This is a genomic window from Corallococcus sp. bb12-1 (assembly GCF_026626765.1).
Lineage (GTDB): Bacteria > Myxococcota > Myxococcia > Myxococcales > Myxococcaceae > Corallococcus > Corallococcus terminator.
This window is the reverse complement of sequence record NZ_JAPNJZ010000028.1, coordinates 60,847-86,826: the sequence shown is the minus strand read 5'-3', so window position 1 is coordinate 86,826 and position 25,980 is coordinate 60,847. Positions and strand designations below refer to the sequence as shown.

Annotated in this window: 24 protein-coding genes; 14 read left to right on the top strand and 10 right to left on the bottom strand. The window is 70.7% G+C overall.

Translation table 11 applies throughout. The features are described 5' to 3' along the window. Positions 1-27: 27 nt before the first annotated feature. Positions 28-813, top strand: coding sequence for a transglycosylase domain-containing protein (locus OV208_RS34255; RefSeq protein ID WP_267578141.1), 786 nt, complete (start codon positions 28-30; stop codon positions 811-813). Positions 814-895: 82 nt separating this feature from the next. On the opposite strand, the gene OV208_RS34250 is transcribed toward OV208_RS34255, so the two are convergent. From OV208_RS34250 to OV208_RS34235, 4 genes are all read right to left on the bottom strand, one after another. Continuing rightward, positions 896-2,599 carry a serine/threonine-protein kinase gene (locus tag OV208_RS34250; RefSeq protein WP_267578140.1) on the bottom strand — a complete coding sequence of 568 codons (1,704 nt, stop codon included), beginning with the start codon at positions 2,597-2,599 and terminating at the stop codon, positions 896-898. A 141-nt stretch (positions 2,600-2,740) separates the two neighbouring features. Further along, a complete protein-coding gene (locus tag OV208_RS34245) occupies positions 2,741-4,459 on the bottom strand; it encodes a hypothetical protein (protein WP_267578139.1) in 1,719 nt (572 codons plus the stop codon). Positions 4,460-4,473: 14 nt separating this feature from the next. After that, on the bottom strand, positions 4,474-5,421 hold the full coding sequence (locus tag OV208_RS34240) for a hypothetical protein (RefSeq protein ID WP_267578138.1): 948 nt from the start codon (positions 5,419-5,421) through the stop codon (positions 4,474-4,476). Between the two features lie 196 nt (positions 5,422-5,617). Further along, positions 5,618-7,357, bottom strand: coding sequence for a CpaF family protein (locus OV208_RS34235; protein ID WP_267578137.1), 1,740 nt, complete (start codon positions 7,355-7,357; stop codon positions 5,618-5,620). 117 nt (positions 7,358-7,474) lie between these two features. On the opposite strand from OV208_RS34235, the gene OV208_RS34230 reads away from it, so the two are divergent. From OV208_RS34230 to OV208_RS34210, 5 genes are all read left to right on the top strand, one after another. Then, positions 7,475-8,056 carry a hypothetical protein gene (locus OV208_RS34230; RefSeq protein WP_267578136.1) on the top strand — a complete coding sequence of 194 codons (582 nt, stop codon included), beginning with the start codon at positions 7,475-7,477 and terminating at the stop codon, positions 8,054-8,056. 112 nt (positions 8,057-8,168) lie between these two features. Beyond that, positions 8,169-8,846: a uracil-DNA glycosylase gene (locus OV208_RS34225; RefSeq protein ID WP_267578135.1), complete on the top strand. Its 678-nt coding sequence runs from the start codon at positions 8,169-8,171 to the stop codon at positions 8,844-8,846. A gap of 40 nt (positions 8,847-8,886) precedes the next feature. Beyond that, complete coding sequence (locus OV208_RS34220; protein ID WP_267578134.1) at positions 8,887-9,516, top strand: hypothetical protein; 630 nt, start codon at positions 8,887-8,889, stop codon at positions 9,514-9,516. Beyond that, positions 9,513-11,105, top strand: a complete 1,593-nt coding sequence (locus tag OV208_RS34215) for a TIM44-like domain-containing protein (protein ID WP_267578133.1) — start codon at positions 9,513-9,515, stop codon at positions 11,103-11,105. The genes OV208_RS34220 and OV208_RS34215 overlap by 4 nt, the downstream gene beginning before the upstream one ends. A 22-nt stretch (positions 11,106-11,127) precedes the next feature. Continuing rightward, positions 11,128-11,931 (top strand): thioesterase family protein, encoded by an 804-nt coding sequence (locus OV208_RS34210; RefSeq protein ID WP_267578132.1) that lies wholly within the window; start codon positions 11,128-11,130, stop codon positions 11,929-11,931. Positions 11,932-11,938: 7 nt separating this feature from the next. On the opposite strand, the gene OV208_RS34205 is transcribed toward OV208_RS34210, so the two are convergent. Next, positions 11,939-12,685: an endonuclease/exonuclease/phosphatase family protein gene (locus tag OV208_RS34205; RefSeq protein ID WP_267578131.1), complete on the bottom strand. Its 747-nt coding sequence runs from the start codon at positions 12,683-12,685 to the stop codon at positions 11,939-11,941. 438 nt (positions 12,686-13,123) lie between these two features. On the opposite strand from OV208_RS34205, the gene OV208_RS34200 reads away from it, so the two are divergent. Continuing rightward, complete coding sequence (locus tag OV208_RS34200; RefSeq protein ID WP_267578130.1) at positions 13,124-14,209, top strand: tetratricopeptide repeat protein; 1,086 nt, start codon at positions 13,124-13,126, stop codon at positions 14,207-14,209. A gap of 28 nt (positions 14,210-14,237) precedes the next feature. Here OV208_RS34200 and OV208_RS34195 read toward each other — a convergent pair whose 3' ends face one another. Further along, positions 14,238-14,597, bottom strand: a complete 360-nt coding sequence (locus OV208_RS34195) for a response regulator (RefSeq protein ID WP_267578129.1) — start codon at positions 14,595-14,597, stop codon at positions 14,238-14,240. Between the two features lie 143 nt (positions 14,598-14,740). Continuing rightward, positions 14,741-16,066 carry a M24 family metallopeptidase gene (locus OV208_RS34190; RefSeq protein ID WP_267578128.1) on the bottom strand — a complete coding sequence of 442 codons (1,326 nt, stop codon included), beginning with the start codon at positions 16,064-16,066 and terminating at the stop codon, positions 14,741-14,743. A 109-nt stretch (positions 16,067-16,175) separates the two neighbouring features. On the opposite strand from OV208_RS34190, the gene OV208_RS34185 reads away from it, so the two are divergent. From OV208_RS34185 to gyrA, 4 genes are all read left to right on the top strand, one after another. Then, complete coding sequence (locus OV208_RS34185) at positions 16,176-16,340, top strand: hypothetical protein (protein WP_267578127.1); 165 nt, start codon at positions 16,176-16,178, stop codon at positions 16,338-16,340. Positions 16,341-16,492: 152 nt separating this feature from the next. Continuing rightward, positions 16,493-17,338, top strand: coding sequence for a class I SAM-dependent methyltransferase (locus OV208_RS34180; RefSeq protein WP_267578126.1), 846 nt, complete (start codon positions 16,493-16,495; stop codon positions 17,336-17,338). A 58-nt stretch (positions 17,339-17,396) separates the two neighbouring features. Then, on the top strand, positions 17,397-18,188 hold the full coding sequence (locus tag OV208_RS34175; protein WP_267578125.1) for a tetratricopeptide repeat protein: 792 nt from the start codon (positions 17,397-17,399) through the stop codon (positions 18,186-18,188). A gap of 215 nt (positions 18,189-18,403) precedes the next feature. Continuing rightward, the gene (gyrA, locus tag OV208_RS34170; protein ID WP_267578124.1) at positions 18,404-21,283 is read left to right on the top strand and encodes a DNA gyrase subunit A; all 2,880 of its coding nucleotides are present in this window, start codon (positions 18,404-18,406) and stop codon (positions 21,281-21,283) included. Positions 21,284-21,373: 90 nt separating this feature from the next. Here gyrA and OV208_RS34165 read toward each other — a convergent pair whose 3' ends face one another. After that, positions 21,374-22,030 carry a nuclear transport factor 2 family protein gene (locus tag OV208_RS34165; protein ID WP_267578123.1) on the bottom strand — a complete coding sequence of 219 codons (657 nt, stop codon included), beginning with the start codon at positions 22,028-22,030 and terminating at the stop codon, positions 21,374-21,376. 236 nt (positions 22,031-22,266) lie between these two features. On the opposite strand from OV208_RS34165, the gene OV208_RS34160 reads away from it, so the two are divergent. From OV208_RS34160 to OV208_RS34150, 3 genes are all read left to right on the top strand, one after another. Next, positions 22,267-22,497, top strand: a complete 231-nt coding sequence (locus OV208_RS34160; protein WP_267578122.1) for a hypothetical protein — start codon at positions 22,267-22,269, stop codon at positions 22,495-22,497. A 134-nt stretch (positions 22,498-22,631) separates the two neighbouring features. Continuing rightward, positions 22,632-23,678 carry an ABC transporter ATP-binding protein gene (locus tag OV208_RS34155; protein ID WP_267578121.1) on the top strand — a complete coding sequence of 349 codons (1,047 nt, stop codon included), beginning with the start codon at positions 22,632-22,634 and terminating at the stop codon, positions 23,676-23,678. Positions 23,679-23,781: 103 nt separating this feature from the next. Then, a complete protein-coding gene (locus tag OV208_RS34150; RefSeq protein WP_267578120.1) occupies positions 23,782-24,096 on the top strand; it encodes a YkvA family protein in 315 nt (104 codons plus the stop codon). A 4-nt stretch (positions 24,097-24,100) separates the two neighbouring features. Here the strand turns inward: OV208_RS34150 and OV208_RS34145 are convergent, their stop codons facing one another. Together OV208_RS34145 and OV208_RS34140 are read right to left on the bottom strand one after the other, a co-directional pair. After that, on the bottom strand, positions 24,101-24,733 hold the full coding sequence (locus OV208_RS34145) for a phospholipid scramblase-related protein (protein ID WP_267578119.1): 633 nt from the start codon (positions 24,731-24,733) through the stop codon (positions 24,101-24,103). A gap of 50 nt (positions 24,734-24,783) precedes the next feature. Next, on the bottom strand, positions 24,784-25,923 hold the full coding sequence (locus OV208_RS34140; RefSeq protein WP_267578118.1) for a hypothetical protein: 1,140 nt from the start codon (positions 25,921-25,923) through the stop codon (positions 24,784-24,786). Between the last annotated feature and the right edge of the window lie 57 nt (positions 25,924-25,980).

Below are 25,980 nucleotides of genomic sequence, written 5' to 3'. Positions count from 1 at the left end.
GTGCCCACCCTGGGTAGAGTCGGGGGTGTGAAGACCGTCTTCTGGCTGTTCATGTTCCTGGTCGGCCTGGCCGGCGTGGTGATTCCGCTCACGTACCTGTACACGGCCAGCAAGCTGCCGCGTCTGGAGAGCGAGTTCGACGTCGAGAGCCAGCTGCGCCACCGCATCGAAGGCGACCGCATGAGCGTGCTCGTCGGCCGCATGGACCAGGGCGGCAGCGAGCGCGCGCGGGTGGCCTTCTCGCGGCCCGACTTCTCGCGGATGCCCAAGGACCTGGTGGCGCTCTACATCCGGCAGATGGAGTGCCCCACGTACTTCCAGACGCCGCGCGAGGATGGACGCGCGTGGGCGTGGCGCCTGTTCGCGGGCGTGACGTTCGGGACATCGCCTCCGGGCGACGGCGCCTGCGAGCGGCGGCTGGCGATGCGCATCGCGCGCGAGGTGGGCATCGAAGGCACGCTGCAGCTGTCGGTGGCGGCGCACCGGCTGCACGCCTTCTTCCAGAAGGACCAGCTCATCGCCTACGAGCTGTCCATCCTGCGCTTCGAGCGCGGCGTCGTCGGCGTGGAGGATGCGTCGCGCAAGCTCTTCGGCCGCGAGCTGGCGGAGCTGCAACTGTCCGAACTGGCGGAGCTGCAGCTCGCGCTGCCTCCCTACGGCTTCTATGGCGACCTGAAGAAGTGCAAGAACTCGAGCCTCATCCGGCAGAACAGGGACATGTTGTTGCAGGACCTGGCGGGGTATTCGCTGGTGAGCGAGGAGCGCGCGCGCAACGCCATCGCCCAGCCGGTGGCGTGCCTGTCGGCGAAGTAGCCGTCGCGTCGCCCGTGCCTCAACGCCGCACCTCCGGGGGCGGTGGTCACGGAGGTGGGGCCGGGCAGGGCGGACGCGGCGACTACTTGAGGTAGGTCGCCCGCCAATCGCGGAGGTCTTCGAGGATGAGCGCGCGCTCCTGCGCGCCCTCCGCGCTCTCCAGGCGGGTGATGAGACGGTTCACGGTGTTGAGCGCGGTCTGCCGGGACAAGCCCTTGTGACGCTTGTCGTTGGCGTACAGGGGACTGGCCTCGATGTCCTCCGAGAGCTTGAGGAGCTGCGCCTTGAGGGCCTTCTCGGACAACGAGTCCGGACGCTTGCTCGGAGCGGAGGCGGAGGTGTCCTCCCGGACGGTCTTCGTCGTCGCGGTCTTCACGACGGGCGCGCTCACCTTCACCGGCGGCTCTTCCACCACGGGCGGCGGAGGCGTCTCCACCACGGGCGCCGCGACGACTTCAGGCGGAGGTGGCGGGGGGATGAGCTTCGGCGCTGGCGGCGGGGTGGCCACGACGACGGCCGCCGGAGGTTTGACCTCGGGCCCGCGCGTGGCGATGACCACGCCCACGGCGGCGAGGAGCACGGCCGTGCCAATGGCGGCGGGCACGAAGCGTCGCGGTGAGCGGGACCCGTCTTCCTGGGGCACGACCCACTCGTTGGGAACCGGCGCGGGAACCTGGGTGGTGGGGCGGCGCGCTTCCGCGTCGCTGGCGGCGCTGGCCTTGGGGGCGGACTCCTCGGTGGGCGCGGGCGCGGTGGGGTTGGTGCGGGTGGCCCGGAGGGTGCGGCGCAGCTTGGACAGGTGCTGGCGCAGGACGTCCGCGGAGTTGGGGCGCGTCTCCGGGTCCTTGGTGAGCATCTGCAGGATGAAGGCGTCCACGGCGGGCGGCAGGTCGGAGACGAACTCCGACGGCCGGGGTGGGCGCGCCTCCACGTGCTTCATCAGGAGGTCCACGGGCGAGCTGCCGATGAAGGGCAGCCGGCCGGTGATGATCTCGAAGGTGACGACGCCCATGGCATACAGGTCCGTCATGGGACCCACGGACTGGCCCCGGGCCTGCTCCGGCGCCATGTACTCCGGCGTGCCGACGACCATGTCGGTGCGCGTCTGCGCGGTGCGTCCGGTGGGGCCTTCGCCGCGCTTGGCGAGCCCGAAGTCCAGCAGCTTCACGTAGCGCGTGCCGTCCGGCTGGCGGACGAGGAAGATGTTGCTGGGCTTCAGGTCGCGGTGCACGACGCCGGCACCGTGCGCGGCGGCCAGGGCGGCCAGCACTTCTTCCAGGAGCGCCAGCGCCTCACCGACGGGGATGCGGCCCTTCTCCGCGAGGATGGCGTCGAGCGGCTGGCCGTCCAGGTACTCCATGACGATGTACTGACGCCCGTCGGGGAGCTGGCCGAAGCCGAAGATGTCGATGATGCCGCGGTGCCGGATGGCGTTGACGGCGCGCGCTTCCGCGAGGAGGCGGGCCACCTGTTCGGAGGAGTGCGCCAGCTCCGGGCGCAGCACCTTCACCGCGACGCGCTTTCCGATGAGGGGCTGGATGCCGTCGTAGACGAGCCCCATGCCGCCCACGCCGATGCGGGAGCGCAGCTCGTACTCGCCCAGCTTCAGGCCGATGAGGGGGTCGGTGATGGCGGTGGCTTCGGTGCCCTGGTGCTCCACGATGACCTTCGGTTCCGGCGGAGTCGGTTGGAACGACGACAGCACGACGGTGCCATCACGAGGGCACACCGCCGTGTCGGACGGAACGGTGAGGCCACAGGTTTCGCAGATCAGCTCGGAAGACATCTCCACCACGGGGGAGCGTAACAGGTGAAATCCCAGGAAGCGAAGCAGGGGCCGGGAGCACGGAGGGCGAGCAGACAGGCACTCGCCCTGGGGTCGCGCTTTCACGCCCGCTGCTGTTGGGCAGCGGGCGGTGCGGGTGCGTCAGGGCGTCCCGGCGTCGGTGATGACGCAATCGATGTACTGACTCTGGGCGCCCTGCTCTCCCGGATTGCCGCTGCTCTCGCCGCCCCTGCCACCGTCGGCGGGGGTGACGAAGCCGCCATCCTCGAGGGTGATGCCTGCGTCCAGGCTGCACCAGACTCCGACGGAGGGGCCGCCAGCGCCACCACCTCCCGGACCTCCCGTACCTCCCGTGCCGCCCCGACCTCCAGGCCCACCGGCGCCACCATAGGTCGTGTACTGCCCCGCGGGCGCGGGCGAAGCCTTGTTGAAAGGCCCGATGTTGGCGCCGGTCCCGGCGTCACCGCCTCCGCCTCCTGCCCCGCCAGGGCCACCCTGTCCGCCTTCACCGCCCTGACCACCCCCGCGGGTCGTCAGGTGGGAGTTGTTTCCCACCACGGCGTGAGCGTCGATGAGCAGCAGCGCGATGGACGCGCCGCCGCCGCTACCGCCACCGCCCGGCATGCCACCGCAGCCTCCACTGCCACCGCCGCCGCCAGCACCCGAACCCGCGCGCTGACCGGGGTCGAGGTCGGGGTCTGAGCATGCGCCCCCACTGCCACCACCGCCACCGCCCGCTCCGATGACGCCCGCCAGCCCTGGGGCTCCCGATTGCGCCGGCTGAATCTCCCAGACTCCCGCGTCTGCGTTCAGCAGCCCGGTCCCGGTGCCCGCATCGCCTGGGAAGCCTGCGTCACCTGCCTGGCCTGCCCCACCCAGGATCCCCTCGGTTCCCGCGCAGATATAGATATTGGTGGAAGGCGTCTGGGTGAAACCCGCAGCTGAACCGCCGCCTCCGCCAAGGGTTCCCCCCGCTCCCGTCAGACCGGTTTCGCCAGCAGTGCTGGTGACGCCACGTCCTCCACCACCGCCGGCGCCCGAGCCACTCACGGAACAACTGCTGGTTCCTCCGCGCCCCCGCGAACCTCCCGTGGTGGTGTTCGCGGATCCTCCATCCTCACCCGCGGCGCCCTGCGCACCCGGGTCACCCGCGGAGCCGTTTGTTCCACGGCCACCCCTGCCCGCTTCCACGACGGTGTTGTGAAGGAACAGGTCCGCGAGGTGGATCGCTCGAAGGGCGATGGAGGGCTGGCCCTGGGGCGCGTCGTTGGAGGAGATGTGGAGGCCATCCAGCAGGACGCTCGCATCGGGGAGGTCGCGGATGGTGAAGGCCAGCGGGCCGCCGTCAATGAGCGTGCCGCCGTCGGTGAAGCGACCCCAATCGCCGCTGGTGCCGCGCCGGGCATATCCGCCATGGAGCGAGACCGCTACCGCCACCTCCGTGGAGGCCTCGTTGTAGGTGCCGCGCGCAAGATAGATGGCGGTGCGTCCCGAGTTGCCGGTGCGCACCTGCTCCAGCGCATGGGCGAGCGTCCCGAAAGGGCGCTCCCGGGAACCGTCGCCGGTGGTGTCGTTGCCGGAGGCGGGATCCACGAAGTAGCCCGCGTCCGCGACGCCGTCCACGCCATCGCAGTCGGAGTCGATGCCCTGATCATCGGGCTGGTCCGGGATCGAGCTGGGAATGCAATCCGGCCCAGCATCCCTACCTCCACCGTCGCCCTCCGCGCTGCCCCCATCCGGCCCGCAGCGGCCCTCGGCGACGCACTTCTCATAGGCCGCGTCGAAGTCCTGGCATCCGCCCACGCTGAGCACCGCACCGAACACCGCGCCCAGCGCTCCGACCTTCCAGATGTTCCGCATGGTTCTCCCCGAACTCACTGCCACGTCCCGGCGACGCTAAGTCCACCGCCCTGGGGCGTGAGCGTCACGGACGGCTGAACGGAAGTCTGCTTCGACGGCAGGAAGTACATCAGCGCGCCCGTCACCACCGCCGCCGCGCCCACGCCAATGCCCACCATGCCAATCGTCTGCGAACGCTTGCCGGAGTCCCGCACCGCATCCGCGTCGGCCACCGTCGGGAACTCGTTCTTGTCCAGGTCGGTGAACTTGCTGCGCGACTGCACCAGGAACACCGTGCCCACGCCCGCGAGCACCACGCCACCCGCCGCCGGCACCCACGCCCACTTGCGCCGCCCCGGCGTCTCCACCTTGGGCGAGTCGCTCAGGTCCACCCGCGTGGGCGGCTCCACGCCCGGCGTCACCGGCTGCTTCTCTCCCGGCGTCACCGTGGGCTGCTGCACCACCACGGTCGGCGGCGGCACCACCGGCTCCGGGCGCAGCACCCGCAGCGTGCGCGGCACCACCACGTCGAGGGACTTCGTGAGCGCGTCCAACACCTGGTCCTCGGTGACGCCCGGCACCGACTGTTCGACGAGCGGCGCGCCGTCCTGGGCCGTGTACACGCGCACGCCCGCCTTGTACGCGTTGAGGTAGGGACCCACCTCCGTCACCATCACCACGTCCGTCTTCGCCGCCGTGCCCAGCGACGCGATGCAGGAGGGCTGCGTGCGGTTGCAGCGCATCATCGCGGCGCGCTTCTTCTTGGGCAGCGTGCGCGTCACATCCTCCACGCGGATCACCTCCAGGCCCCGGGCCTTGAGCTGTTCGGCCACGTGCTCCTGGGCGGTTCCGATGAGGTAGCGGGGCGTGCCACGCGCCACGTCCGTCGGTGCCAGCAAGACGGTGAGGGGCTTCGCGGAGGAGGTGGTCGCGGGCGCCTGGGCGACCACCAGGGTGAGCGCGGCGAGGAAGGGGATCAACACGGGGCCACTTTCTCCCCGAGCCGACCGCGTCGCAAGGTCCCGCTTCGTGGAAGCCGTGGAGAAGCCACGGGGTGGGACAGGGCCCCACCCACCTGGGGACGACCGGGATGTCCGGCGTCGGGCGTCCCGCGCGGATGCATCACGTCACCCCGGCCCAGGGGACCTGGAGGGTCCCCATCGCGCCATGGGGACGGTCCTACCGGCGCGGACGTTCGGGCGCTGGACGGATCTGCGTCTTCTCCGACGTGTTCATCTCCGTGCTCTGCCCCCGTTCGTCGTCGTCCTCGTCGTCGGGCGGGGGAGGAGGCCCCGGCGGACGGCGCGGCGGCGCCGCGGCCGCGCGCACGTTGTTGGACGTAGACGGGACGGACCTCGCGGGTGACGGCGGCGGACGTCGCGGCGGAGGGGTGGTGCTCCGGGGAGGAATCTGCACCGCCATCAGGTCGTCGGCCACCTGCACCAGCGGCTCGGAGGCGCTGTCCGCGTCCCCGGCGAACGGGTTGCGCGTGGGGGGCGGCGTCTTGTCGTCGTCCGTGGCGGGCGGCGGCGGGCGGGGCGGCAGCGCGGGCTTCAGCGCCGGGGCGGCGGGCTTCGCGGCGGGAGGCGGGAGGGCCGCCTTGGCGGGCACCTGCACCTGCACGGGGGCGGCGGCGGGCTTGGCGGCAGGGGAACTGGAGCTGGGGCCGTCCGGACCGGCGTTCTTGAGCAACTCTTCGAAGCGGCTCCACTCCTCCTTGAAGTGCGCAGGATCCGGGAGGCCCTGCTCGCGGTGCTTCAGCGAGGGGGCCCAGCGCAGGGTGTACGCCTCGCCGACCTGGAAGTTGGGCGGGGCCGGCACGCCGTAGGTGGCCGGGTCGAAGAATGCGTCGTCCAGGTCCTCGAAGCCGTACGCGCGCGCCTTGTTGATGAAGTTGGGGATGATGCCGGTGGGCGCGTGGTAGCCCAGGATGTGGCCGTGCTCGTCCTTGCAGACGGGCGTGAAGACGAAGATGTCCTGGGTGCGGTACTCGCCCTTCTCCGTGAGGGGGAGCACCTCCGACAGGGCGATGGTCTTTCGGCTGCCGTCGTGGAGGCGCTCGCAGCAGATGACGAAGTTGATGGCGCTGGCCACCTGGGCGCGCACGGCGACCATGGGCAAATCCACGGGCGACATGAGGCACAGGGATTCAATGCGGCGCAGCGTGTCCGTGGGCGTGTTCGCGTGCGTGGTGGCCAGCGAACCGCCGTGGCCGGTGTTCATGGCCTGCATCAGGTAGAAGGCCTCGCCGCCGCGGACCTCGCCGACCACGATGCGGTCCGGGCGCAGACGCAGCGCGGAGTGCAGCAGGTCTCCCATGTCCACGCCGCCCTTGCCGAACTTGTCGGGAGGGCGGGATTCGAAGGCCACGATGTGGGACTGGTTGAGCTGGAGCTCGGCGGAGTCCTCGATGGTGAGGATGCGCTCCTCGTCGGGGATGAGGGACGAGACGATGTTGAGCAGCGTCGTCTTGCCGGAGCCGGTGCCGCCGGCCACCAGCATGTTGAGCTTGGTGGCGATGCCCGCCTCGATGAGTCGCGCCATGGGCTTGGTGAGCGACTTGAACTTCATCAGCGAGTCGATGCTGAGCTTGTCCTTGAAGAACTTGCGGATGGAGATGGTGGTGCCGTTGCGCGCGATGGGCGGAATCACCACGTGGATACGGCTGCCATCCGGGAGGCGCGCGTCCAGGCGGGGGCGCTCGTCGGTGAGCGGGCGGCCGACGAACTGGGCCATGTTGCGCGCGGCACCAATCAGGCCTTCCTCGGAGAAGAAGGCATCCGTCTTGCTCAGGCGGCCCTTGCGTTCGATCCACACGTCGGTGGGGCCGTTGATCATGATTTCCGACACCGACTCGTCGTCCAGGTAGGGCAGGACGGGCTTGAGGAAGGCGCGGAGCGACTCGGTGTACATCGTCATGGCGGGAGCAAGGCTAGCGCGGCTGGGCCCAGGCCCCAAGCACCCGACCTGACTGCCTGCTCGCTTTCCTGTCAGCGCTCCAGAATCATGGGGGCCTTGTGTGAGGAGGACGGGACCATGAGATGCCTGCTGCTTGTGGGAATGGTGCTCTTCGTCGGGTGCATGCGGCGCCAGGGCGCTTCGCCCGAGCCCTCGTGGGTAGAGGACCGGTCCATCGTCTTCCCGGACTTCTCCGCGCGGACTGGGCTGTCCACCGACGCGCCGGGACAGATGTACGCACTGGACGGAGCCCTGCTTCGCGCAGTGGTCCTCGCGGCCGATGCGTTCCTTCCCCGGGAACACGAAGGGCGGTCGTGCTGGAACCGGCGGGAGTCCTACCGCTTCCGGATCCTCCGCGAAGGAGACATCGCCTTCGTCCGCATCGACGCGGATCCTCGTGCCTGTACTCCAGGCCCACGCCTGCTGGATGGCGGCGCCACCTACGCGGTCAGGATTTCCGAGAGCCGAATCCTGCGCAGCCTCCATGACGGCGAACCCGACGGCACGACCGTTCCCGGCAACCCCGATGCGGGCACCCTTGATGCTCCCTCGGACACGTCCATCCCCGTGGGGGACACCTCCTGGGGCGAATCGCATCCTGCGCTCCCCTCGCAGTGGCTGGACGCGGGGACGCGCCCACCCCCTGTTCCTTCTCCCTGACGGTCGTCCCCGTCCCCGCCGTGATGTCCGCCGTACGGCACCCTGGCGCCATCTCGGCGGCCCCTGTGTCTGGGGGGCGGGGTAGGGTGGGGGTTCTGGGAGGCTCACAACGATGCTTGCGGACGGATTGCCCGAAGACTGGAAGCAGGTGCTGCAGGACGCCATCCACGCGCCGTCGTTCAAGGAGCTGGAGCGCTTCCTCCGGGAGCAACGCGCCGAGCACACCGTGTTCCCGTCGGAGGCGGACATGTTCTCCGCGTTCCGCCTCACGCCCTACGCCGACGTGCGCGTGCTGCTGCTGGGCCAGGACCCCTACCACGGCCCGAAGCAGGCCCATGGACTGGCCTTCTCCGTCCAGCCCGGCGTGCCCCCTCCGCCCTCGCTCGTGAACATGTTCAAGGAACTCCAGAGCGACGTGGGCGCCCCCAAGCCTCGCGACGGGTCGCTCATCCCGTGGGCGAAGCAGGGCGTGCTCCTGCTCAACACCGTGCTCACCGTCCGCCAGGCCGAACCCAACAGCCACGCGAAACATGGCTGGGAACAGTTCACCGACGCCGTCATCCGCGCCGTGAGCGAGAAGCCCGACCCCGTCGTGTTCCTCCTCTGGGGCAAGCCCGCCCAGAAGAAGAAGTCGCTCATCGATGCGAAGCGGCACGTCGTCATGGAGGGCACCCACCCTTCACCCCTGTCCGCCAGCAAGGGGTTCTTCGGAAGCAAGCCCTTCAGCGAAACCAACGCCGCGCTCGAGGCTCGGGGCCAGCACTCCATCGACTGGCGACTGCCCGGGTAGGACCGGGACGTCGGAGGGTTGGCTATAGTGCCGGCCCATCATGGCCACGACGTTCCTCGAAGATGCCGCCCGGACGCAGGCCGCCGAAGCCGTGGCGGCCATTGAAACGCAGACGTCCGCCGAGGTCGTGGTGGCCGTGCGCTCCGCCTCCGGGCACTACGCCCATACCGATGCCCGGGTGGGCGCGGGCCTCGCGTTCGTCGTGTTGATGGTGCTCCTGTTCGTCCCGCAGGAGATCCACCTCGCCGTCTTCCCTCCGGTGGTGCTGCTCGCCTTCTTCGCCGGCACGCTGGCCAGCCGGGGCCTTCCTCCGCTGCGCCGCGCGCTCACTTCGCGCAAGCTCCAGGAGGAGGCCGTGCGCACCACCGCGCGGGCCGCCTTCACCGAACTGGGCGTGTCGCGTACGTCGCGGCGCACCGGCATCCTCGTGTTCGTCTCCCTGCTGGAGCGCCGGGTGGAGGTGGTCGCGGACTACGGCGTGGACTCCGCCGCGCTGGGCACGGAGTGGCAGGAGGCCCTCGCCGCGCTCTCCGCCGCGCTGGTCGCGTCCCCCTCGCCCGAGCCCTTCTTCCAGGCCCTGCGCCGCGTCCAGGCGCCGCTGGCGCGCGTGCTGCCGCGCATGGAAGACGACGTCAACGAGCTGCCGGACATGCCCGGGGTGGTGGCGTGAGGGGCTCGAAATCCTTCCTCCTCGCGGTCGCGCTGTTCCTGGGGCTGGGCCTCGCCGCCCTGCCTGAGTCCGAGGCGCGCCCCGGTGGCGGCAGCTCCTACCGGGGCTCGTCGAGCAGCCGCGGTTCATCGAGCAGCCGGAGTTCCTCCAGCAGCCGGTCCTCCTACAGCTCCGGCAGCCGCGGTTCATCCACCTACTACGGGAGTTCGGGCTCCTCGTCCCGGAGCAGCGGCGGTGGCGGTGGCGGCCTGAGCGTCTGTCTCATCCTGGGCCTCGTCGGGGTGCTGGTGTTCGTCGCCGTGGCCCAGGGGAGCAACGACCTCCGGAAGAAGTCGCGCGACTGGAGCACCTCCGCGCCCCATGGGCCTCCGCCGACCCGGCGTCAGATATCGCTGCGCTCGAAACTCGCGGGGCTGGGCCGCCTGGGCTCGCGCGGCCCGGATGGGCAGGTGCGGCCGCTGGATCCGGACTTCTCCATCGTCCTCTTCGAGGACTTCGCCTCCTCGCTCTTCGCGAAGGTGCACGAGGCGCGCGGCGCGGACCGCCTGGACACCTTGAGTGCCTACCTGTCCGACGAAGCCATCGGTGCGCTCCGGGGGTTGGGAACTCCCAGTCAGGTGAACGCCGTGGTGGTGGGCGCCATGACGTACCACGAGGTGTCCGGCGTGGAGTCGGGCAGCCCGCGCGTCAGCGTGGCCCTGCACTTCGAGGCCAACTACACGGAGGTCTCCGGCACCGAGCAGAGCTTCTACGTGCACGAGGCGTGGGTGTTGGAGCGCTCCACCTCCGTGCGCTCGCGTCCCCCGGAAGAGGCGCGCATCTTCAAGTGCCCGAACTGCGGCGCGCCGCTGGACGCGGTGCACGGGCACCTGTGCTCGTACTGCAACACGGTGGTGAACACCGGTGAGTTCGACTGGGTGGTGACCACCGTGGTGTCACTGGAGCGCGAGCGGCGCGGGCCCCAGCTCACCGGCACCACCGAGGAGCAGGGCACGGAGCTGCCCACCCTGCGCGACCCCAAGGCGCAGGAGGCGCTGACGGCGCTCACCCAGGAGGATCCGAACGTCACCGCGGTGGGCCTGCGCCGCCGCCTGGAGTTCATCTTCCACGAGATGCAGACGGCGTGGTCGAAGCGTGAGTGGCAGGGCATGCGGCCCTTCCTCAGCGACAACCTCTTCCAGACGCAGCTGTATTGGATCAACGCCTACCGTCAGGCAGGCCTGCGCAACATCACGGAGAACGCGCGCATCACGAAGCTGACGCTCGCGCGGGTGACGCGGGATGCGTACTACGACGCCGTCACCCTGCGCGTGCACGCCATCAGCACGGACTTCACGGTGCGCGTCCAGGACGAAAAGGTCGTCGGGGGCAGCCGTTCGAAGGAGCGGGCCTACAGCGAGTACTGGACGCTCATCCGCGGACGCGGAGTGAAGGGCATCGCGGACACGAAGAAGCAGTGCCCGTCGTGCGGTGCCCCGCTGTCCATCAACATGGCGGGCCACTGCACGCACTGCCAGGCGCGGGTGACGTCCGGAGAGTTCGACTGGGTGCTCAGCCGCATCGAACAGGACGAGGCCTATCAGGGGTGATGCGGCTAGGATGCGGTGCATCATGACCGCCGCCTTCCTCGCCGCCACCCTCGTCGAACCGCTCGCCCCCGGGCACTACAGCTCGCGCTACGAGGCCGCCTGGTATCAGGGCCGGGGCGCCTACGGGGGCGTGGTGGCGGGGCAGGTGATGCGCGCGTTGGAGCACCACCTGAACGACGCGAAGCGTCCGGTGCGTTCGCTCACCGTGCACTTCTGCTCGCCCGCGGTGGAGGGCGTGGCGGACGTGCACACCCGCCTGGAGCGCGCCGGCAAGCTCGTCACGCATGCCACCGCGCGGGTGGAGAGCGGGGGCGTGGTGGTGGCCGTGGCCACGGCCACCTTTGGCGCCGCGCGCGGTGGGGCTCCGGGCTACCTGGACTTCGTCATGCCGGATGTTCCGGCGCCGGAGACGCTCACGCCCGTCCCGGATGACGTGCCCATGCCGGACTTCTGCCGCTTCTTCGAGTACCGCTACTGCGTGGGCTCACCGCCGTATTCGGGCGCGGCGGAGGCGGAGGTGGGGGGCTGGCTGCGGCCGCGCGACCCCACGGTGCTGGATGCCTCCCTGTGCGTGGGCTTGATGGATGCGTATCCGCCGTCGGTGCTGTCGCACGTGGACGGCTTCCGCGCCGCCGCCACGGTGGACTTCACCGTGCAGTTCTTCCAGCCGTTTCCCCTCACGCGGCTCGCGCCGGACACGCAGTACCTGCGCACCGGCCGCTCCCGTCAGGCCGCCGAGGGCTACACCGAGGAGTCCCAGCTGCTCTGGGCGCAGGACGGCACGCTGCTCGCGCAGTGCCGGCAACTGGTCGCCGTGCTCGGCTGAGCGTGCTTCAACGGTCGGCCTCCGTCAGCTCGGCCACCACCGCGTGGTGGTCGGAGATGGCGTCCGGCAGGCGCGCGTACCGGGTGAAGCGCAGTGTGGACGACGCCAGCACCCAGTCCAGCCGCTGGCGTGCGTGAGGCACCGGATACGTGGGCTCGCCCTCGCTCGGCGTGTGGAGCCCCAGCGCGGTGCACAGACGCGCCACGGGGCCATCACCCGCCGCACCCTCCGCGTTGAAGTCACCCAGCACGATGCGGGGTCGCTCGGGCCGTTGCCTCAGGGCCTGGATGAGCCGGTCCACCTGTCGCTGGCGCACGGCGGCGGAGAACGGATCCAGGTGCAGCGACACGACGTCGATTCCAGGCACGTCCTCCGTCGCGAGCGTGGCGACGACGTAGCCCTTGTCCACGCGCCGGTCGCGGCCGAAGTGCGCCGCTTCGCGCGCTTCCAACCTGTGGTGGGACAGGAGCGCGGTGCCCTGCGCGAACAGCCCCGGCACCCCCGAGTGCACGCCGTGGTGCACGTGCGCGTGGCCGGCCCGCGCGGCGATGCGCTCCACCTGGTCCACCCTCCCGCTGAAGAGGCTGGCGCGGTCCGCCTCCTGCAACGCCACCACATCCGCGGCCTCCCGCAGGAGCAGCGCCGCCACCGCGTCCAGCGTGCCCAGCAAGGCCGTCCTCCGGCGCAGGAAGGGCATCGGCACGGCGAAGGGCGCGCCGTGCGCCACGTTGAGGGTGAGCACCTTGAGTCGCACCCCTCCAGGGGGAACACGAAGCCTGTGCGATGGGCAAGCCCGGTGGGCACGGCGGCCCGACTCGCACCGCTCCACGGTCGCGGATGCGCCGAGCGATCCACGCTCCTCGGGGCTCCGTAGAGCATGGGGCGCGGGGACGCAGGCCCGCCAGGGTCTGGGGACCGGATCGGGAGTGTCGCCTGCTTGTCTGCTAACCTGGGGGCCCGGTAGGACTCGCGCGGGGCGCGGTTCCCCGAAAGCCCTCCTCTTCCTGACTGTGCCGTGCGGCGCGGACAGGCATCCCTGATTAGCTTTTCGAGCAGTGCCCATCCTCCATGGGGAGCGTCTGTCCTGAGCCCGGTTCCACGCTACGAATCCCTGTTCAAGGCAGGTGACCTGGAGGGGGCCCGCCGCGAGGCCACGCGGGCGCATGAGCGCGACGCCGGGGACTGGCGGGCGATGCTCACGTTGGCCCGTCTGGCGCTCGTCGACGGCGAGGAGGCCCTCGCGGAATCGCTGCTCCTGGGCGTCACCCGGGCCGGCGCGGGCGAAGAGCGCGAGTCGCGGCTCGTGAGCGCGGCGCTGCACACGCGGCGCGGCGAATGGTCTCAGGCGCTGGAGCTCTACCGCGCGCTCGTCGCGGAGCCAGCGCCGCCCACGGAGGCCTTCTTCGGCCTGGGCTACGTGCGCGTGGAGCAGGGCGACGCGGCGGCCGCGCACTCCGCGCTCGCGCACGCCGTCTCGCTGGAGCCCCGCGTGGCGCTGCACCACTTCCAGCTGGCCCGCGTGCTCTTCCTGTTGGATCGCCTGGAGGAGGCCTTCGCGCACCTGGAGCTGTCGCTGCGGCTGGATCCCTGGCACGCGCCCAGCTACCTCGTGTTCGCGCGCGCGCTGGAGGCCGGTGGGCAACTGGAGGCGGCGGAGGACCTGCTGCGCCAGGGGCAGAAGGCGGTGCCGGACGACGTGGGCCTGCTCAAGGCGCTGGCGGATGTGCGGCTGGCGCGCGGCAACGTGCGGGGCGCGGTGTCCGCGGCGGAGGCCCGGGTGCGCGTGGAGCCCGAAGGCGTGGCGGCGCTGGGGCACCTGGCCCGCCTGCGCGTGACGGAGCGGCGCTTCCTGGAGGCGCTGGAGCTGTGCCACCAACTGGAAGCGCGAGGCATGTCCACCGGGCTCAGTCGCTCCGTGGAGGCGCTGGTGTTCGAGGCGCGGGAGCCCCCGGAGGTGGAGCGCGCGCTCGCCGCGTGGCGCGAGGCCGTGCGCCTGTCCCCGGACGACTGGATGCCGCCGTGGCGACAGGCCCTCTTGCTGCTGCGTCAGGTGGAGGAGGGTCCCCCGGAGGCCGCGCTGCCCGCGAGGGCATTGCTGGCGGAGGCCCACCACCGCGCGCCCCAACGGCCGGAACCCGTGCTGTCCCTGGCCCGCGTGGAGGCCCGGCTGGGGGCTCCGGAGTCAGCGCGGGAACGGCTGGTCGCGCTGCTGCGCCATCCAGGGCTGGAAGCGGATTGGCGCGCGCAGGCCGAAGCCCTGCTCACCGAACTGGGCTGAGGCGGGCCGCCGACACAGGCCTCCCGGCTCACGCGGCGATCTGCTTGCGCAACAGCCGCGTCAGCTCCGCGGGGTCCACCGGCTTGGGCAGCAGCTCCGCGCCGTAGCGGATGGCCACGGGGATGAGGTCATCCAGGTCCGAGTGCCCGGTGAGGAAGATGAACGGCGCCTGGATCTCCTGCAGCTCGCGCATGGCGACGAGCACGTCGGAGCCGTTCATCTCCGGCATGTTGTAGTCGCACAGGATGGCGGAGATGCCGGACAGGTCCAGGTGGAACGCCTCGGCGGGTGACTGCACCGTCAGCACCGTGTAGCCCGCGCTGCGCAGGACGTCCCCCACGGTCGCGAGGACGAAGAGGTCATCGTCGATGACGAGCACGCTTGGCATGGGGCGGTCCTCCTGCGCCATCGCGGCGCGGCGATGTTCAGGATTGTATCCGAGCCCGGTCCGCCGCGCGCATCCTCCCCACCCAACAGGTTCGCTGGGTCGGGAACGCCCCCCTGTCTCACGGAGTACGTCCCCTGCGTTGTTCAGGGCTTGGGCGCGGAGGGAATGAGGATGAGCTGTTCCTGGGGTGGGTTGAGGTACTCGGCGCCGGTGTCGGTGACGACGGCCATCTCCTCCACGGAGAGGATGCGCAGCGCGTCCGGGCTGCTGCCGTCCTTCCACGCGAAGAACCCGTCGAAGGCGAACACCTGACCGGGCTGCAACGTGCGCAGCGCGGAGCCGGTGGGCGGCTTGCCGGACTGCGCGCCGGAGAGCGCGGGGCCGGCGTCGTGGGCCCAGTAGCCCACGGGATGGCCGGTGCCCCACATCACGGGCTCGGAGCCTGCTTCGCGCATCCAGTCGCGCTGGGCCTTGTCCACGTCGTAGCCGCGCACGCCGGGCTTCATCGCCGCGAGCGCGATGCGGCTGCCCTTCTTCGACTTCTCCCACTTCGCCAGCGCCTCGGCGGGGGCCTGCTTCTCACCCGGGGCCAGCACGTAGGCGAAGCGCTGGATGTCCGTCACCCACGTGTTGCCCACGCGGATGCCGAAGTCCGTCTGGATGAAGTCCCCCGGCTGGATGACGCGGTCGGTGGCGTTCGAGTGTCCACGCGTGGGTCCGCTGTTCACGTTGGGGTTCTGGTCCGGCTGCCACCCGTCGCCCACGCCCAGCTCCGTGATGCGCTTCTTGAGGAAGCGCGCCACGTCCGAGTCGCGCGTCCTGCCCGGCACCACCGTGCGGTACGCTTCCTCCTCCAGTTGCGCGGTGAGGGCCGCGGCCTTGCGCATGATGTCCACCTCCTCCGGCAGCTTCACGGACAGCCACTCGGAGACGAGGTCCTCGGAGGACACCAGCCGCTTGCGCAGCGCCGGGGTGAGCGCCGCCTCCAGCTTCGCGCGCTGCGTGGCGGACAGGCCGTCCGCGATGGACATCCGCTCCGACGAATTGATGGCCACCTTCGCGGGCTTCGCCTTCACCAGCCGCGCGGCGACGAGCGCGAGCACGTCCGCGCCCCGGTCCACCGGCACCACTTCATCCACCACGGCCATGTCCTTGAGCGCCGTGGCTTCACCCACGGGGGACAGCGCCACCGAGCGCAGCGTGTCGCCGTCGCGAAGGAACAGGAACGCGGCGGTGCCACCCGCGTTCTCGCCGCCGACGTGAGCGGCGAGCGGGTCGTTGTCGTTCTCACGGCACAGCACCACCCACGCATCCACGCCCACGCGGGCCATGGCCTGGGGCAGCAGCTTCTGGAGGCGCTCCTTGCGCAGCCGGGGCCACGCGCCTTCCGCGGCGGGCACGGCGGGCGCCGCATGGACCAGCGAGGCGGACAGCAAAGCGGAGAGGAGGACGGACCGGACGCGCATCATGGGGCGTGCTTCCTGGGTGGAGGAGGGCGCCAAGTGTTTCACGGCCGAGCGGCGTTGAAACCCGACGCGGAGTCCTGCCGCCCCCTTCCGGGCCGTGGAGTCGCGGGAGTTGCAGTGGCTGGAGTCCCAGGGGCGTCTGTTCGCGCCCTTGACGGAGGCGGACATCGACACGCTCGCGCAGCGGCTCTGCGCGGAGGCGCGCGCGGGGGGCGGTGTCTCCATGCCCTATCCGATGGTGGCCGCCTGGGCCCGCCGCCCCGGGGCTGCCGCATGAAGTCCGCGTGAGGCAAGCGGCCCTCGCGTCGAGGACCGGCGTCCGCTGGCGGTCAATTCCTCGCGACCCGGGGACGGGGCCGTCGGCACCCGCGCGGATGTGCAATCTCAGACATGCGGGCCGTCTCCAATGCCCCACCCGGGAGTCTGTCCATGCGCACCGACGAAGCGGAGTCCTCCTCCAATTACTTCCTGGGACACGAGGACCGGGAGCTGCAAAGGCTCATCCTCCAGGCCCGGATGTATGCCCCCCTGACGGAGGCCGTGCTGCGCGGCGCGGGGCTCGCAGCCGGTATGCGCGTGCTGGACGTGGGGTGCGGCGTGGGGGACGTGGCCCTGCTCTGCGCGGACATCGTGGGGCCCACGGGCGAGGTGGTGGGCGTGGACCGCGAGGCCCGCGCGCTCACCTGGGCGCGACGCCGGGCCGAGCTGCTGGGCCTGTCCCACGTGCACTTCGTGGAGACGAGCCTGGAGGCCCTGCCCGTCGCGCGGCCCTTCGACGCCGTCGTGGGCCGGCTGGTGTTGATGTACCAGCCGGACCCGGTGGCTTTCGTGCGGCGCATGGTGAAGCACCTGCGCCCCGGCGGGGTGCTGGCGCTGCACGAGCTGGAGCTGGCGGCCACGGGGCTGACGCACCCGGAGCTGCCGCTGTTCCACCGCCTCTGGGGCTGGATGCTGCCCACCTGCGAACGGGTGGGCATCCACGTGCACATGGGGATGGAGCTGGTGCCCACGCTCAGGCAGGCGGGGCTGGCGGTGGAGGACGGCGTGGTGAACGGACGGCTGGGCACGACGCCGGACGCGGACCCCACGGAGGCCCTGGTGGAGACGGTGCGCTCGCTCGTGCCCCACATGGAGCGGCTGGGCGTGGCGACGGCGGCGGAGGTGGACATCGACACGCTGGCCGCCCGGCTGACCGCCGAACTGCGCGCCAGCGGGAGCATCCTGGTGCCCAGCCTGATGGTGGGCGTCTGGGGCCACCGGCCAGGCGCCACCTGAGGGCCAACTTCGCACGTCTTCACGAGCGGCGCGCACAGGGGTCGCTTAGAGTGGACCCATGGCAAGAACGGCACCCCGCAAGTCCCCGGCGAAGGCGAAGAAGCAGCCCGCACGCCCGGCCGCGCCCGCGAAGCCCTCGGCCGCGCCCGCGAAGTCCCCGGCCCGGCCGGTGAAGTCCAAGGTGGAGCCCCGCGCGGAGCCCCGTCGCGCCTCCGCGGCGTCCCCGAAGCCTCCCGTGCTGGAGGCCGAGCCCGTCTTCGACTCCGAGCCCGGCGCGGACCCCCGCGAGGATGACCGCAAGCGCCTGCCCGCCGGCGAGGAGTCCAAGGGTCGCGTGCTGCCCTTCGAAATCGACCCCGCGCAACTGGAGGCGGGCCTCAAGAAGCTCCAGGGCGAACTGGTCCACTGGACCAACAAGGGTCGCTACACGAAGGTCCGCTTCAAGTTCCGGGGCAAGCAGCTGCTGCCCGACCTGCCCCTGGCCGCCGTCGTCGCCGCGGAAGGGCTCACGTTCTACTGGGGCGGCATCCTGCGCATGCTGGTGGCCAACGTCGTGGGCCGCAGCGTGTTCGAGGTGGAGCTGGTCAACGACGCGGACAAGCGCGTGCAGGCGGGCCGTGAAGCGCTCCTGTCCGGCGACGTGGACCAGGCGCTCGCGCTGTTCCGCGAGGCCCTGGCCATGGACCGCGACAACCCCTCCGCGCACCTCAACGTGGGCGTCGCGCTGAAGCTGCGCGGCGACCGCGAAGGGGCCCTGGCCGCGTTCGACCTGGCGAAGAAGAAGGACCCCGAGGGCGGCGTGGGAGCGGAGGCCGAACGGCTGTCCGCGAGCCTCCGTCCCAAAGCCTGAAAACGCGCGTCTCGCGGGGCTGAAAACGCACCGCCCGGGTGTTGAATCCCAGGCCCTGGAAAGGCCCTTTCCGCCAGCTGAAACCGGGCGGGCGGGCAACCTGGGTCCATGTGCCCTGTTTCCCCTGTTGACTGAGGGAAATCCAGGGGTTACGAACACTCTCCCATCGGGCGGAGCCCCCCACGTGAGGGGCCCGTCCGCACCTTCCAGAGCCCATGGCTGACGACACCACCGACACGCCGGCAACGCCCTCCGCGCCTCCTCCGTCGAGCGGCGCCGGAGAGCTCATTCCCATCAACATCGAAGACGAGATGCGCCGTTCGTATCTCGACTATTCGATGTCCGTCATCATCGGCCGCGCGCTGCCAGACGTGCGCGACGGCCTGAAGCCCGTTCACCGTCGCGTCCTCTTCGCGATGAATGATTTGGGCAACCTCCACAACCGCGCCTACAAGAAGAGCGCGCGCGTGGTGGGTGACGTCATCGGTAAGTACCACCCGCACGGCGACTCGTCCGTGTACGACGCCATGGTGCGTCTGGCGCAGGAGTGGAGCCTTCGCTACCTGCTGGTGGACGGCCAGGGCAACTTCGGCTCGGTGGACGGCGATTCGCCGGCCGCCATGCGTTACACCGAAGTGCGCATGGAGCGACTGGCGGAGGAGCTCCTGTCGGACATCGACAAGGAGACCGTCGAGTTCGGGCCCAACTACGACGACTCGCTGGAAGAGCCGCTCGTCCTGCCGGCCAAGTTCCCCAACCTCATCGTCAATGGCAGCACGGGCATCGCGGTGGGCATGACCACCAACATCCCTCCGCACAACATGACGGAGGTGGTGTCGGGCACGCTGCACCTCATCGAAAACCCGGACTGCACCGTCCGCGACCTGATGGAGTTCATCAAGGGGCCGGACTTCCCCACCGCGGCCATCATCACCGGCCGCGAGGGCATCATGCGTGCCTACGAGACGGGCCGGGGTTCCATCCCCATCCGTTCGCGCACGGAGATTGAAGCGAACAAGAAGGGCGACCGTGAGGCCATCATCGTCACGGAGCTGCCCTATCAGGTGAACAAGGCGCGCCTCATCGAGAAGATCGCCGAGCTGGTGCGCGAGAAGAAGCTGGAAGGCATCAGCGACATCCGCGACGAGAGCGACCGGCAGGGCATGCGCGTCGTCATCGAGCTCAAGCGCGACGCCATCTCCCAGGTGGTGCTCAACAACCTCTTCTCCATGACGCAGTTGGAGACGACGTTCGGCGTGGTGATGCTCGCCATCGACGGTGGGCAGCCGCGCACGCTCAACCTCAAGGAGATGTTGGATCGCTTCATCGCGCACCGCCGCGACGTCGTCACGCGCCGCACGCGCTTCGAACTGCGCAAGGCGCTGGCGCGCATGCACATCGTCGAAGGTCTGCTGGTGGCGCAGGACCTCATCGACCTGGTGGTCAGCCTCATCCGCGCGTCGCGCGACCCGGACGAGGCCCGCTGGGGCCTGATGAACATCCTGTCGCCGGAGCTCTACACGCGCGAGCACTTCAAGGACCTGCAGCGCATCGACTACGCGCAGGCCAAGGCGCAGATGGAGATGCTGGTCAGCCGCGCTCGCAACGAGGAGCCGTCCTACGGGGGGCTGGCGCACAAGTACGAGGGCGCGGGCTTCAGCGAGGGCCAGGCGCAGAACATCCTGGAGATGCGCCTGCAGCGGCTCACCGGCTTGCAGCGCGAGGAGCTGTTCCGCGAGCTGATTGAGCTGGCGCGCGACATCATCCGGCTCCAGGACATCCTGGCCAACGAGAGCAGCCTGCTGACCGTCATCAAGGCGGAGCTGATGGAGATCCGCGAGCGCTACGGTGACAAGCGCCGCACGGAGATTTCCGGCGCGGTGGACGAGTTCACCAACGAGGACCTCATCGCCGAGGAGACGATGGTGGTGACGCTCTCGCACACGGGCTACGTGAAGCGCTCGCCCCTGTCGGAGTACCGGGCGCAGAAGCGCGGCGGGCGCGGCAAGACGGGCGCGGGGACGAAGGAGGACGACTTCGTCACCAAGGTGTTCGTGGCCAGCACGCACGCGTACCTGATGCCCATCACCACCAAGGGCAAGCTGTACTCGCTGAAGGTGTACCAGATTCCGCAGGGCAGCCGGACGGCGCGCGGCAAGGCCATCGTGAACCTGGTGCAGTTCGGTGAGGGCGAGCGGCTGGCGCAGGTGCTGGTGACGCGCGACTTCCCGGAGAACCGCTACGTCTTCTTCGTCACGAAGAAGGGCGTGGTGAAGCGCACGGACCTGAGCGCGTTCGAAAGCGTGCGGGCCAGCGGCATCATCGCGCTGGGCATCGACGAGGGCGACGAGCTGGTCGGCGTGATGATCACCGACGGGACGAAGGACGTCCTGCTGTCCACGGCGACAGGCATGAGCATCCGCTTCCCGGAGTCGGACGTGCGCTCCATGGGCCGTCAGGCCTACGGTGTGAAGGGCATCACGCTGGAAGAGGGCGACGAAGTGGTGGGCGCGGACCTGGTGGAGCCGGAGGCGAAGGTCGCGGCCCCGGTCGAAGGCGAGCCCGTGCCGGAGGGGGAGCAGGCGCCGGCGGTGGTGACGGACAGCGCCATCCTCACGGTGACGGAGAACGGCTACGGCAAGCGCACGCAGGGCGCCGAGTACCGGCAGCAGGGCCGTGGCGGCAAGGGCATCATCGACATCAAGACCACCGAGCGCAACGGCCGCGTGGTGGGCGTGGTGCAGGTGAAGGACAGCGACGAGGTGATGATCGTCACCAACGGCGGAATGCTCATCCGCATGAAGGTGAAGGAGATCTCCGTCATCGGCCGCAACACGCAGGGCGTGCGCCTCATCGCGCTGGAGAACGGCGAGGAGAAGGTGATGGCCATCTCCAAGCTGCCTGAAGGCGAGGAGTCAGAGGAGGAGACCGAGGGCGGTGATGCCACCGCTCCGGTGGACGCGGCGGCCGAGGGTTCCACGGACGCGGCGCCGGTGGAGGCTTCCTCGGACGCGACGCCGTTCGATGACGCGGCGGAGGCTTCCGGTTCGGCGGGCTCGGCGGGTTCGGACGACGAGCCCGGCTCCGAAGGCTGAAGTCGGTAGGTCGGTGTGAAGCACCGGAGGGTCGGGAGCGGGGGCGCGACATGCGCCTTCCGGGTCCCGGCCCTCTTCGTTCGTGGAGGGCTACTTGCGGGTGAGGTCCGTGGGCACCTTGATGCCGGCGGTCCTCTCATCCAGCCAGACGATGTGCATGACCCACCAGCGCTGGCCGTCGTTGAAGACCTGGATGCTGTTGACGCCCTTGGCGATGACGGGGCCGTCCAGGGTTCCCCGCGCCTCGTAGGTGCTCATCACCTGGACCAGGTCGCCGTAGCCCAGGGACTGACGCTGGGTCTCCTTCTCGAAGAAGCCCTGCGTGGAGGCGGCGCCGGCGGACAGGGTGATGTACTCCTCCGTGCTGAAGGGGCGTGCGTGGAGGCCGGGGACAGTCGGGCTGTGCACGAGCGGCACCAGCGTCGCGCCAGGGTAGAAGAGCGAGCGGAAGCGCTGCCAGTCGCGAGGCGCGCCGGCCGGCCCGCTGATGACGTCGTAGAGGGCCTTGAGCAGGGAGTCGATGGACTTCACGTCCTCGGGCTTCGGCGCGGGGAGCTGGGCAAGTCCCGCCTGGGTGCGCTCGAGGACGGCCTTGCGCGGATCCGGCTTCGTCGCGGCGGGTGCGGCCGGCGCGGTCTTGGGCGCGGTCGCGGTCGGCGCGGCCTTGGGGGCGGGGGCGGCAGGGGCCTGGGCGAAGGCGGACGAGGCTCCCAGGAGGACGGCACAGGCGACGAGCAGGCGCGACATGGTGACTCCCTGTGACAGGGGAAGAACGCGGCGGCAGCCTAGCCTTCCTCGGGGCGGGGTGGGCTTCCCGTGGTGTCCCTGAGGCGGTCGTCGCACCGGGCTTCAAGTCGCCTTCCACGCCATGGCTCCTGCAACGGGTGCGGTGGTGGCGGAATCGCTCAAGCAGCCTGTTGCTCGGAATGGAGGCTGGCGCGGCCCTTCATGTCAGTGGCCTCTACAACCGGCTGGAATGGGACGTGTTGATCCGTTCCCTGAACACGAAGCCTCCCCTGTTGGCGGAGCCCGCGCGGTTGGAACTGGAAGGACTCCTGGCTTCACTGGCGCGGACGGAGCGCGTCTTCGCCTGGCTGTCGTTGCTCTTCGTGCTCTGGGCCTTCCGGGGTGCCCCTGCCCCGCGGTGGCCTGCCTGGGTCGCGCTGCCCCTGTCCCTGATCGCCCTGGGTCTCTCGCTCCACGTCACGGTGTGAGCCGCTCGCGTCCGCGACCTTCGTAAAGCCCCTCGTCCTGCCGCGGGCCGTGTCCGCCGAGCGTCCGGCATCGCGCAGCCCGTGGGACGCAGTGCTTTGCCCGGCCGGACGCGCACCGTAGTGTGGCCGCCGTCATGCCCCTGCTCTCGCTCGACGCCCTCTTTCTGACGTACCCCGGTGCCCCGTCCCCGGCGGTGCGGGACGTGTCGCTGGCGCTGGAGCCGGGCGAGTCGCTGGCGGTGATGGGCTCCTCCGGCTCCGGCAAGACGGCGCTCCTGCGGCTGGTGGCGGGCCTGGAGCGTCCCAGCGCGGGCACCGTCACGCTGGAGGGCCGCGTGCTCGCGGGCCCGGACGTGTTCGTCCCTCCGGAACAGCGCCCGCTGCGCCGCGTGCTCCACGACGCCGAACTGGAGTCCGGCCTCACGGTGCGCGACGTCGTGCTGAGCGCGCAGCCGAAGGGCGAGGGCGTGGCGCACGCACGCGGCCTGCTGGCGCTGTTCCAACTGGAGGACCTGGAGTCGCGCGCCTGTGGAACGCTGTCCCGGGGGCAGCGGCAGCGGGTGCTGCTCGCGCGGGCGCTGGCGTCCGGTGCGAAGCTGCTGGTGCTGGATGAGCCCTTCGCGGGGCTCGACGCCGGACTGCGCGCCGCGCTCCTGGGCGAATGGCGCCGCGTGCTCAAGGCCCGGGGCACCGCGGTGCTCTTCGCCACCCACGACGTGGCGGACGCGCTGGCCTTCGCGGACCGGCTGGTGCTGCTGCGCGGGGGCACCGTGGAGCAGCAGGGCGCTCCTGAAGCCGTCTACGAATCCCCGCGCACCGCCTTCGCCGCGTACTTCCTGGGCGGCACCAACCTGCTGCCGGGCTCCGCCTTCGGTCGCGTCGCGCGCACGGCGCTGGGCAACCTGCCGCTGAACGCGGACGCGCGCGGCCAGGTGATGCTGTCGCTGCGCCCCGAAGCGCTGAAGCTGGTGCCGGACACGGACGGCGTGGCGGTAGGCGGCGCCCTGCGCGCCGAGGTGCTGGAGCGCGCCTTCCGCGGCGCGCACGTGGACTTCACCGTGTCCTGCGCCGGCATGGCGCTGGTGGTGCGCTCCTCTGCTGCCTCTCCGCTGCGCGAGGGCAGCCGTGCCCGGCTGGAGGTCGCGGGCCGCGCGGAGGTGTTGGAAGAGACGGCTGTGTAACGCCCGCCTGTACACCGGGCGTGTGAGCACCGGGCACGGGAAGTGCAATCACCCGGGCCCCCCATGCGTAGGGAGGGGTATGAACATCGCAGGCCTTCGAGGAATGGGAACCCGCTTCTTCCAATACGTCCGCGACCCCAAGGTGGGGACGTGGCGGAAGCTGGCCGGGCTGCTGGCCGTCCTGTACTTCGTGTCGCCGGTGGACGCGGTGCCGGACTTCATCCCGGTGTTCGGCTGGCTGGACGACCTGGGCGTGCTGTCGGCGGCGGCCCTCTTCATGGTGCGCGAGGTGCAGCGCTACCGCCCCAGCGCGCCGGACGCATCCCCGGATGCGTTTTCGGAGGATGTTCCCGGAGACGGGGTGCCGCGCGACGAAGCGGGGCGCCCGCGCGTGCCCACGCTGCGCCGGCACAGCTAGCGCGTCAGCTGCCGCCCTTGTTCTCGAAGTGCACGAAGTCGATGAGGAACGTGGCGGCGACCACCAGCGTGCGGACGTGGACATCGTCCAGCCCGTTGAACTGGACGCCGAAGTTGTCGGCGTCCGTGAACATCTCCTTGCCGAAGCCGCTCCACTTCTTGGCGATGGTGCCCACCTCGTGCCCCTGCTGCTGCACGTGGAACGTCCACGGCTGGAAGAACGGGCCGCTCAGCTGGGCCAGCTCCTCTTCCCGGGGCCCCAGCACGTCGTAGGCGCGGGTGAAGAAGCGGAAGCGCTGCTGGATGGCGCCCAGGTGGTTGCCCGCGCCGTCCTCCACCTCCATGCGGGACAGCCAGAAGCGCCACGGGCGGCGCAGCCGCAGCAGCGTCTGCCCGTGCGTGTCCTTGAGCTCCATGGTGAAGGGCCGGTTCGCCTTGAGGATGCTGCGCAGCAGGAACAGCCCCACGCCGCCGCCCACCTCGCCCGCGAAGAAGAGCGGGCGTCCGTCGTCGCCCACCACCTCGTAGCGGTTGCGGCCCTCGAAGCCGGAGAGGATCTCCCCCCACTCCTTCACCTGCCGCACGCGCAGCGCATGCTCACCGCGCAGAAGGGTCAGGGCCTGGGACTCGACGGGCATGGACGGCTCCGGGACGGCGGAAGGAGGAGGCGGGACGACCGGGGGACAGTCTAGAACTGTCCGAGCATCGTCAGGCCCATTCCGCCATGGCGCCCCATGGCCGCGGGGACGAGGGTCACGGCCGGGGCATCCGGCCCATCGAAGTTGCGCGTGAGGAACGTGGTGGCCGCGAGCCCCGCCACCGCGCCCACGGCGGTGCCCACGAGGTACACGTCCGAGTCCGCGTCCGAACCCAGCAGCAGGAACAGGGCGCTCAACCCCGTCAGCCCGCCCAGGATGCCGCCCGAGTCGATGAGCAGCATCCGCCCCCGGGAGATGTCCAGGTTGCGCGAAATCAGCGCGAAGGTGAGCAGGCCCGCGCCCACCACGCCCTGCTCGATGGCGAAGAACGCCTGCGTCTCGTCGTTGTCCTGCGTGGCCAGCAGGAGCCCCGCGACGACGCCCGCCCACAGGCCGCCGGAGTTCGCCAGCGACACCTGTCCCGCGGTGGGGTTCGCGAACTCCGCGATGAGGATGCCCAGGCCGGTGAAGCCCGCCGCCCCCACCATCACCGACGCGATGGCGTTGTCGCCGTCCAGGTCGAAGGACCCGATGGACGCCAGGCCATAGCCGAAGCCCCACACCGTGCCGGAGTTGATGGCCGCCGCCTGCCCCGGCGTCAGCCCGTTCTGCGTCAGCAGCAGCGCCGCCGCCGCGCCCGCGCCACCGCCCAGCAGGGACACCGCCACGTACGCGCGCGAATCGTCACAGCCCGCGATGGTGCACAAGAGGACGCCCTGGGTGATGCCGTGCACCGTCTGCACGATGGTCAGCGAGGCCCGCGCCCCCCGCGACGTTCCTTCTTCCGACACCACCGGCCGCGCCAGCGTCTCCTGCGCCAGCCTGCCACCGGGCGTCAGCCGCGCCCGCGCCAGCCGCGCCAGCTCCGGCGCGTACGGATGCTGGGGACACGCCTCCTGCACCCGCTCCAGGGACTCCACCGCCTGCGCGTCCTCGCCCCGCACCAGCGCATCGAAGCCGGCCAGGTAGTCGGACTCGGCGGCGCACGCGTCCGGAGGGCCCTCCACGAGCGGGGGAGAAGGCATGGTCCGCAGCACGGCGGAGTCGGGGGGCACGGGGGCGTCGTCGCGGGCCGGAGACCCGGGCTGCGCGGCGACGAGGACGGCCAGGACGAAGGGCGCGAGGAACATGTCGCCTTCACCCTAGTCGACCCCCAGGGAAAGACGGGAGGTGAGGCCCCCGGCATT

What these genes read in the sequence shown, in the direction of transcription:
- OV208_RS34250 (WP_267578140.1), bottom strand. Translation starts at nt 2,599, where the DNA reads ATGTCTTCCGAGCTGATCTGCGAAACCTGTGGCCTCACCGTTCCGTCC.
- OV208_RS34245 (WP_267578139.1), bottom strand. Translation starts at nt 4,459, where the DNA reads ATGCGGAACATCTGGAAGGTCGGAGCGCTGGGCGCGGTGTTCGGTGCG.
- OV208_RS34235 (WP_267578137.1), bottom strand. Translation starts at nt 7,357, where the DNA reads ATGACGATGTACACCGAGTCGCTCCGCGCCTTCCTCAAGCCCGTCCTG.
- OV208_RS34230 (WP_267578136.1), top strand. Translation starts at nt 7,475, where the DNA reads ATGAGATGCCTGCTGCTTGTGGGAATGGTGCTCTTCGTCGGGTGCATG.
- OV208_RS34225 (WP_267578135.1), top strand. Translation starts at nt 8,169, where the DNA reads ATGCTTGCGGACGGATTGCCCGAAGACTGGAAGCAGGTGCTGCAGGAC.
- OV208_RS34220 (WP_267578134.1), top strand. Translation starts at nt 8,887, where the DNA reads ATGGCCACGACGTTCCTCGAAGATGCCGCCCGGACGCAGGCCGCCGAA.
- OV208_RS34210 (WP_267578132.1), top strand. Translation starts at nt 11,128, where the DNA reads ATGACCGCCGCCTTCCTCGCCGCCACCCTCGTCGAACCGCTCGCCCCC.
- OV208_RS34200 (WP_267578130.1), top strand. Translation starts at nt 13,124, where the DNA reads ATGCTCACGTTGGCCCGTCTGGCGCTCGTCGACGGCGAGGAGGCCCTC.
- OV208_RS34195 (WP_267578129.1), bottom strand. Translation starts at nt 14,597, where the DNA reads ATGCCAAGCGTGCTCGTCATCGACGATGACCTCTTCGTCCTCGCGACC.
- OV208_RS34190 (WP_267578128.1), bottom strand. Translation starts at nt 16,066, where the DNA reads ATGATGCGCGTCCGGTCCGTCCTCCTCTCCGCTTTGCTGTCCGCCTCG.
- OV208_RS34180 (WP_267578126.1), top strand. Translation starts at nt 16,493, where the DNA reads ATGCGCACCGACGAAGCGGAGTCCTCCTCCAATTACTTCCTGGGACAC.
- OV208_RS34175 (WP_267578125.1), top strand. Translation starts at nt 17,397, where the DNA reads ATGGCAAGAACGGCACCCCGCAAGTCCCCGGCGAAGGCGAAGAAGCAG.
- gyrA (WP_267578124.1), top strand. Translation starts at nt 18,404, where the DNA reads ATGGCTGACGACACCACCGACACGCCGGCAACGCCCTCCGCGCCTCCT.
- OV208_RS34165 (WP_267578123.1), bottom strand. Translation starts at nt 22,030, where the DNA reads ATGTCGCGCCTGCTCGTCGCCTGTGCCGTCCTCCTGGGAGCCTCGTCC.
- OV208_RS34155 (WP_267578121.1), top strand. Translation starts at nt 22,632, where the DNA reads ATGCCCCTGCTCTCGCTCGACGCCCTCTTTCTGACGTACCCCGGTGCC.
- OV208_RS34150 (WP_267578120.1), top strand. Translation starts at nt 23,782, where the DNA reads ATGGGAACCCGCTTCTTCCAATACGTCCGCGACCCCAAGGTGGGGACG.
- OV208_RS34145 (WP_267578119.1), bottom strand. Translation starts at nt 24,733, where the DNA reads ATGCCCGTCGAGTCCCAGGCCCTGACCCTTCTGCGCGGTGAGCATGCG.
- OV208_RS34140 (WP_267578118.1), bottom strand. Translation starts at nt 25,923, where the DNA reads ATGTTCCTCGCGCCCTTCGTCCTGGCCGTCCTCGTCGCCGCGCAGCCC.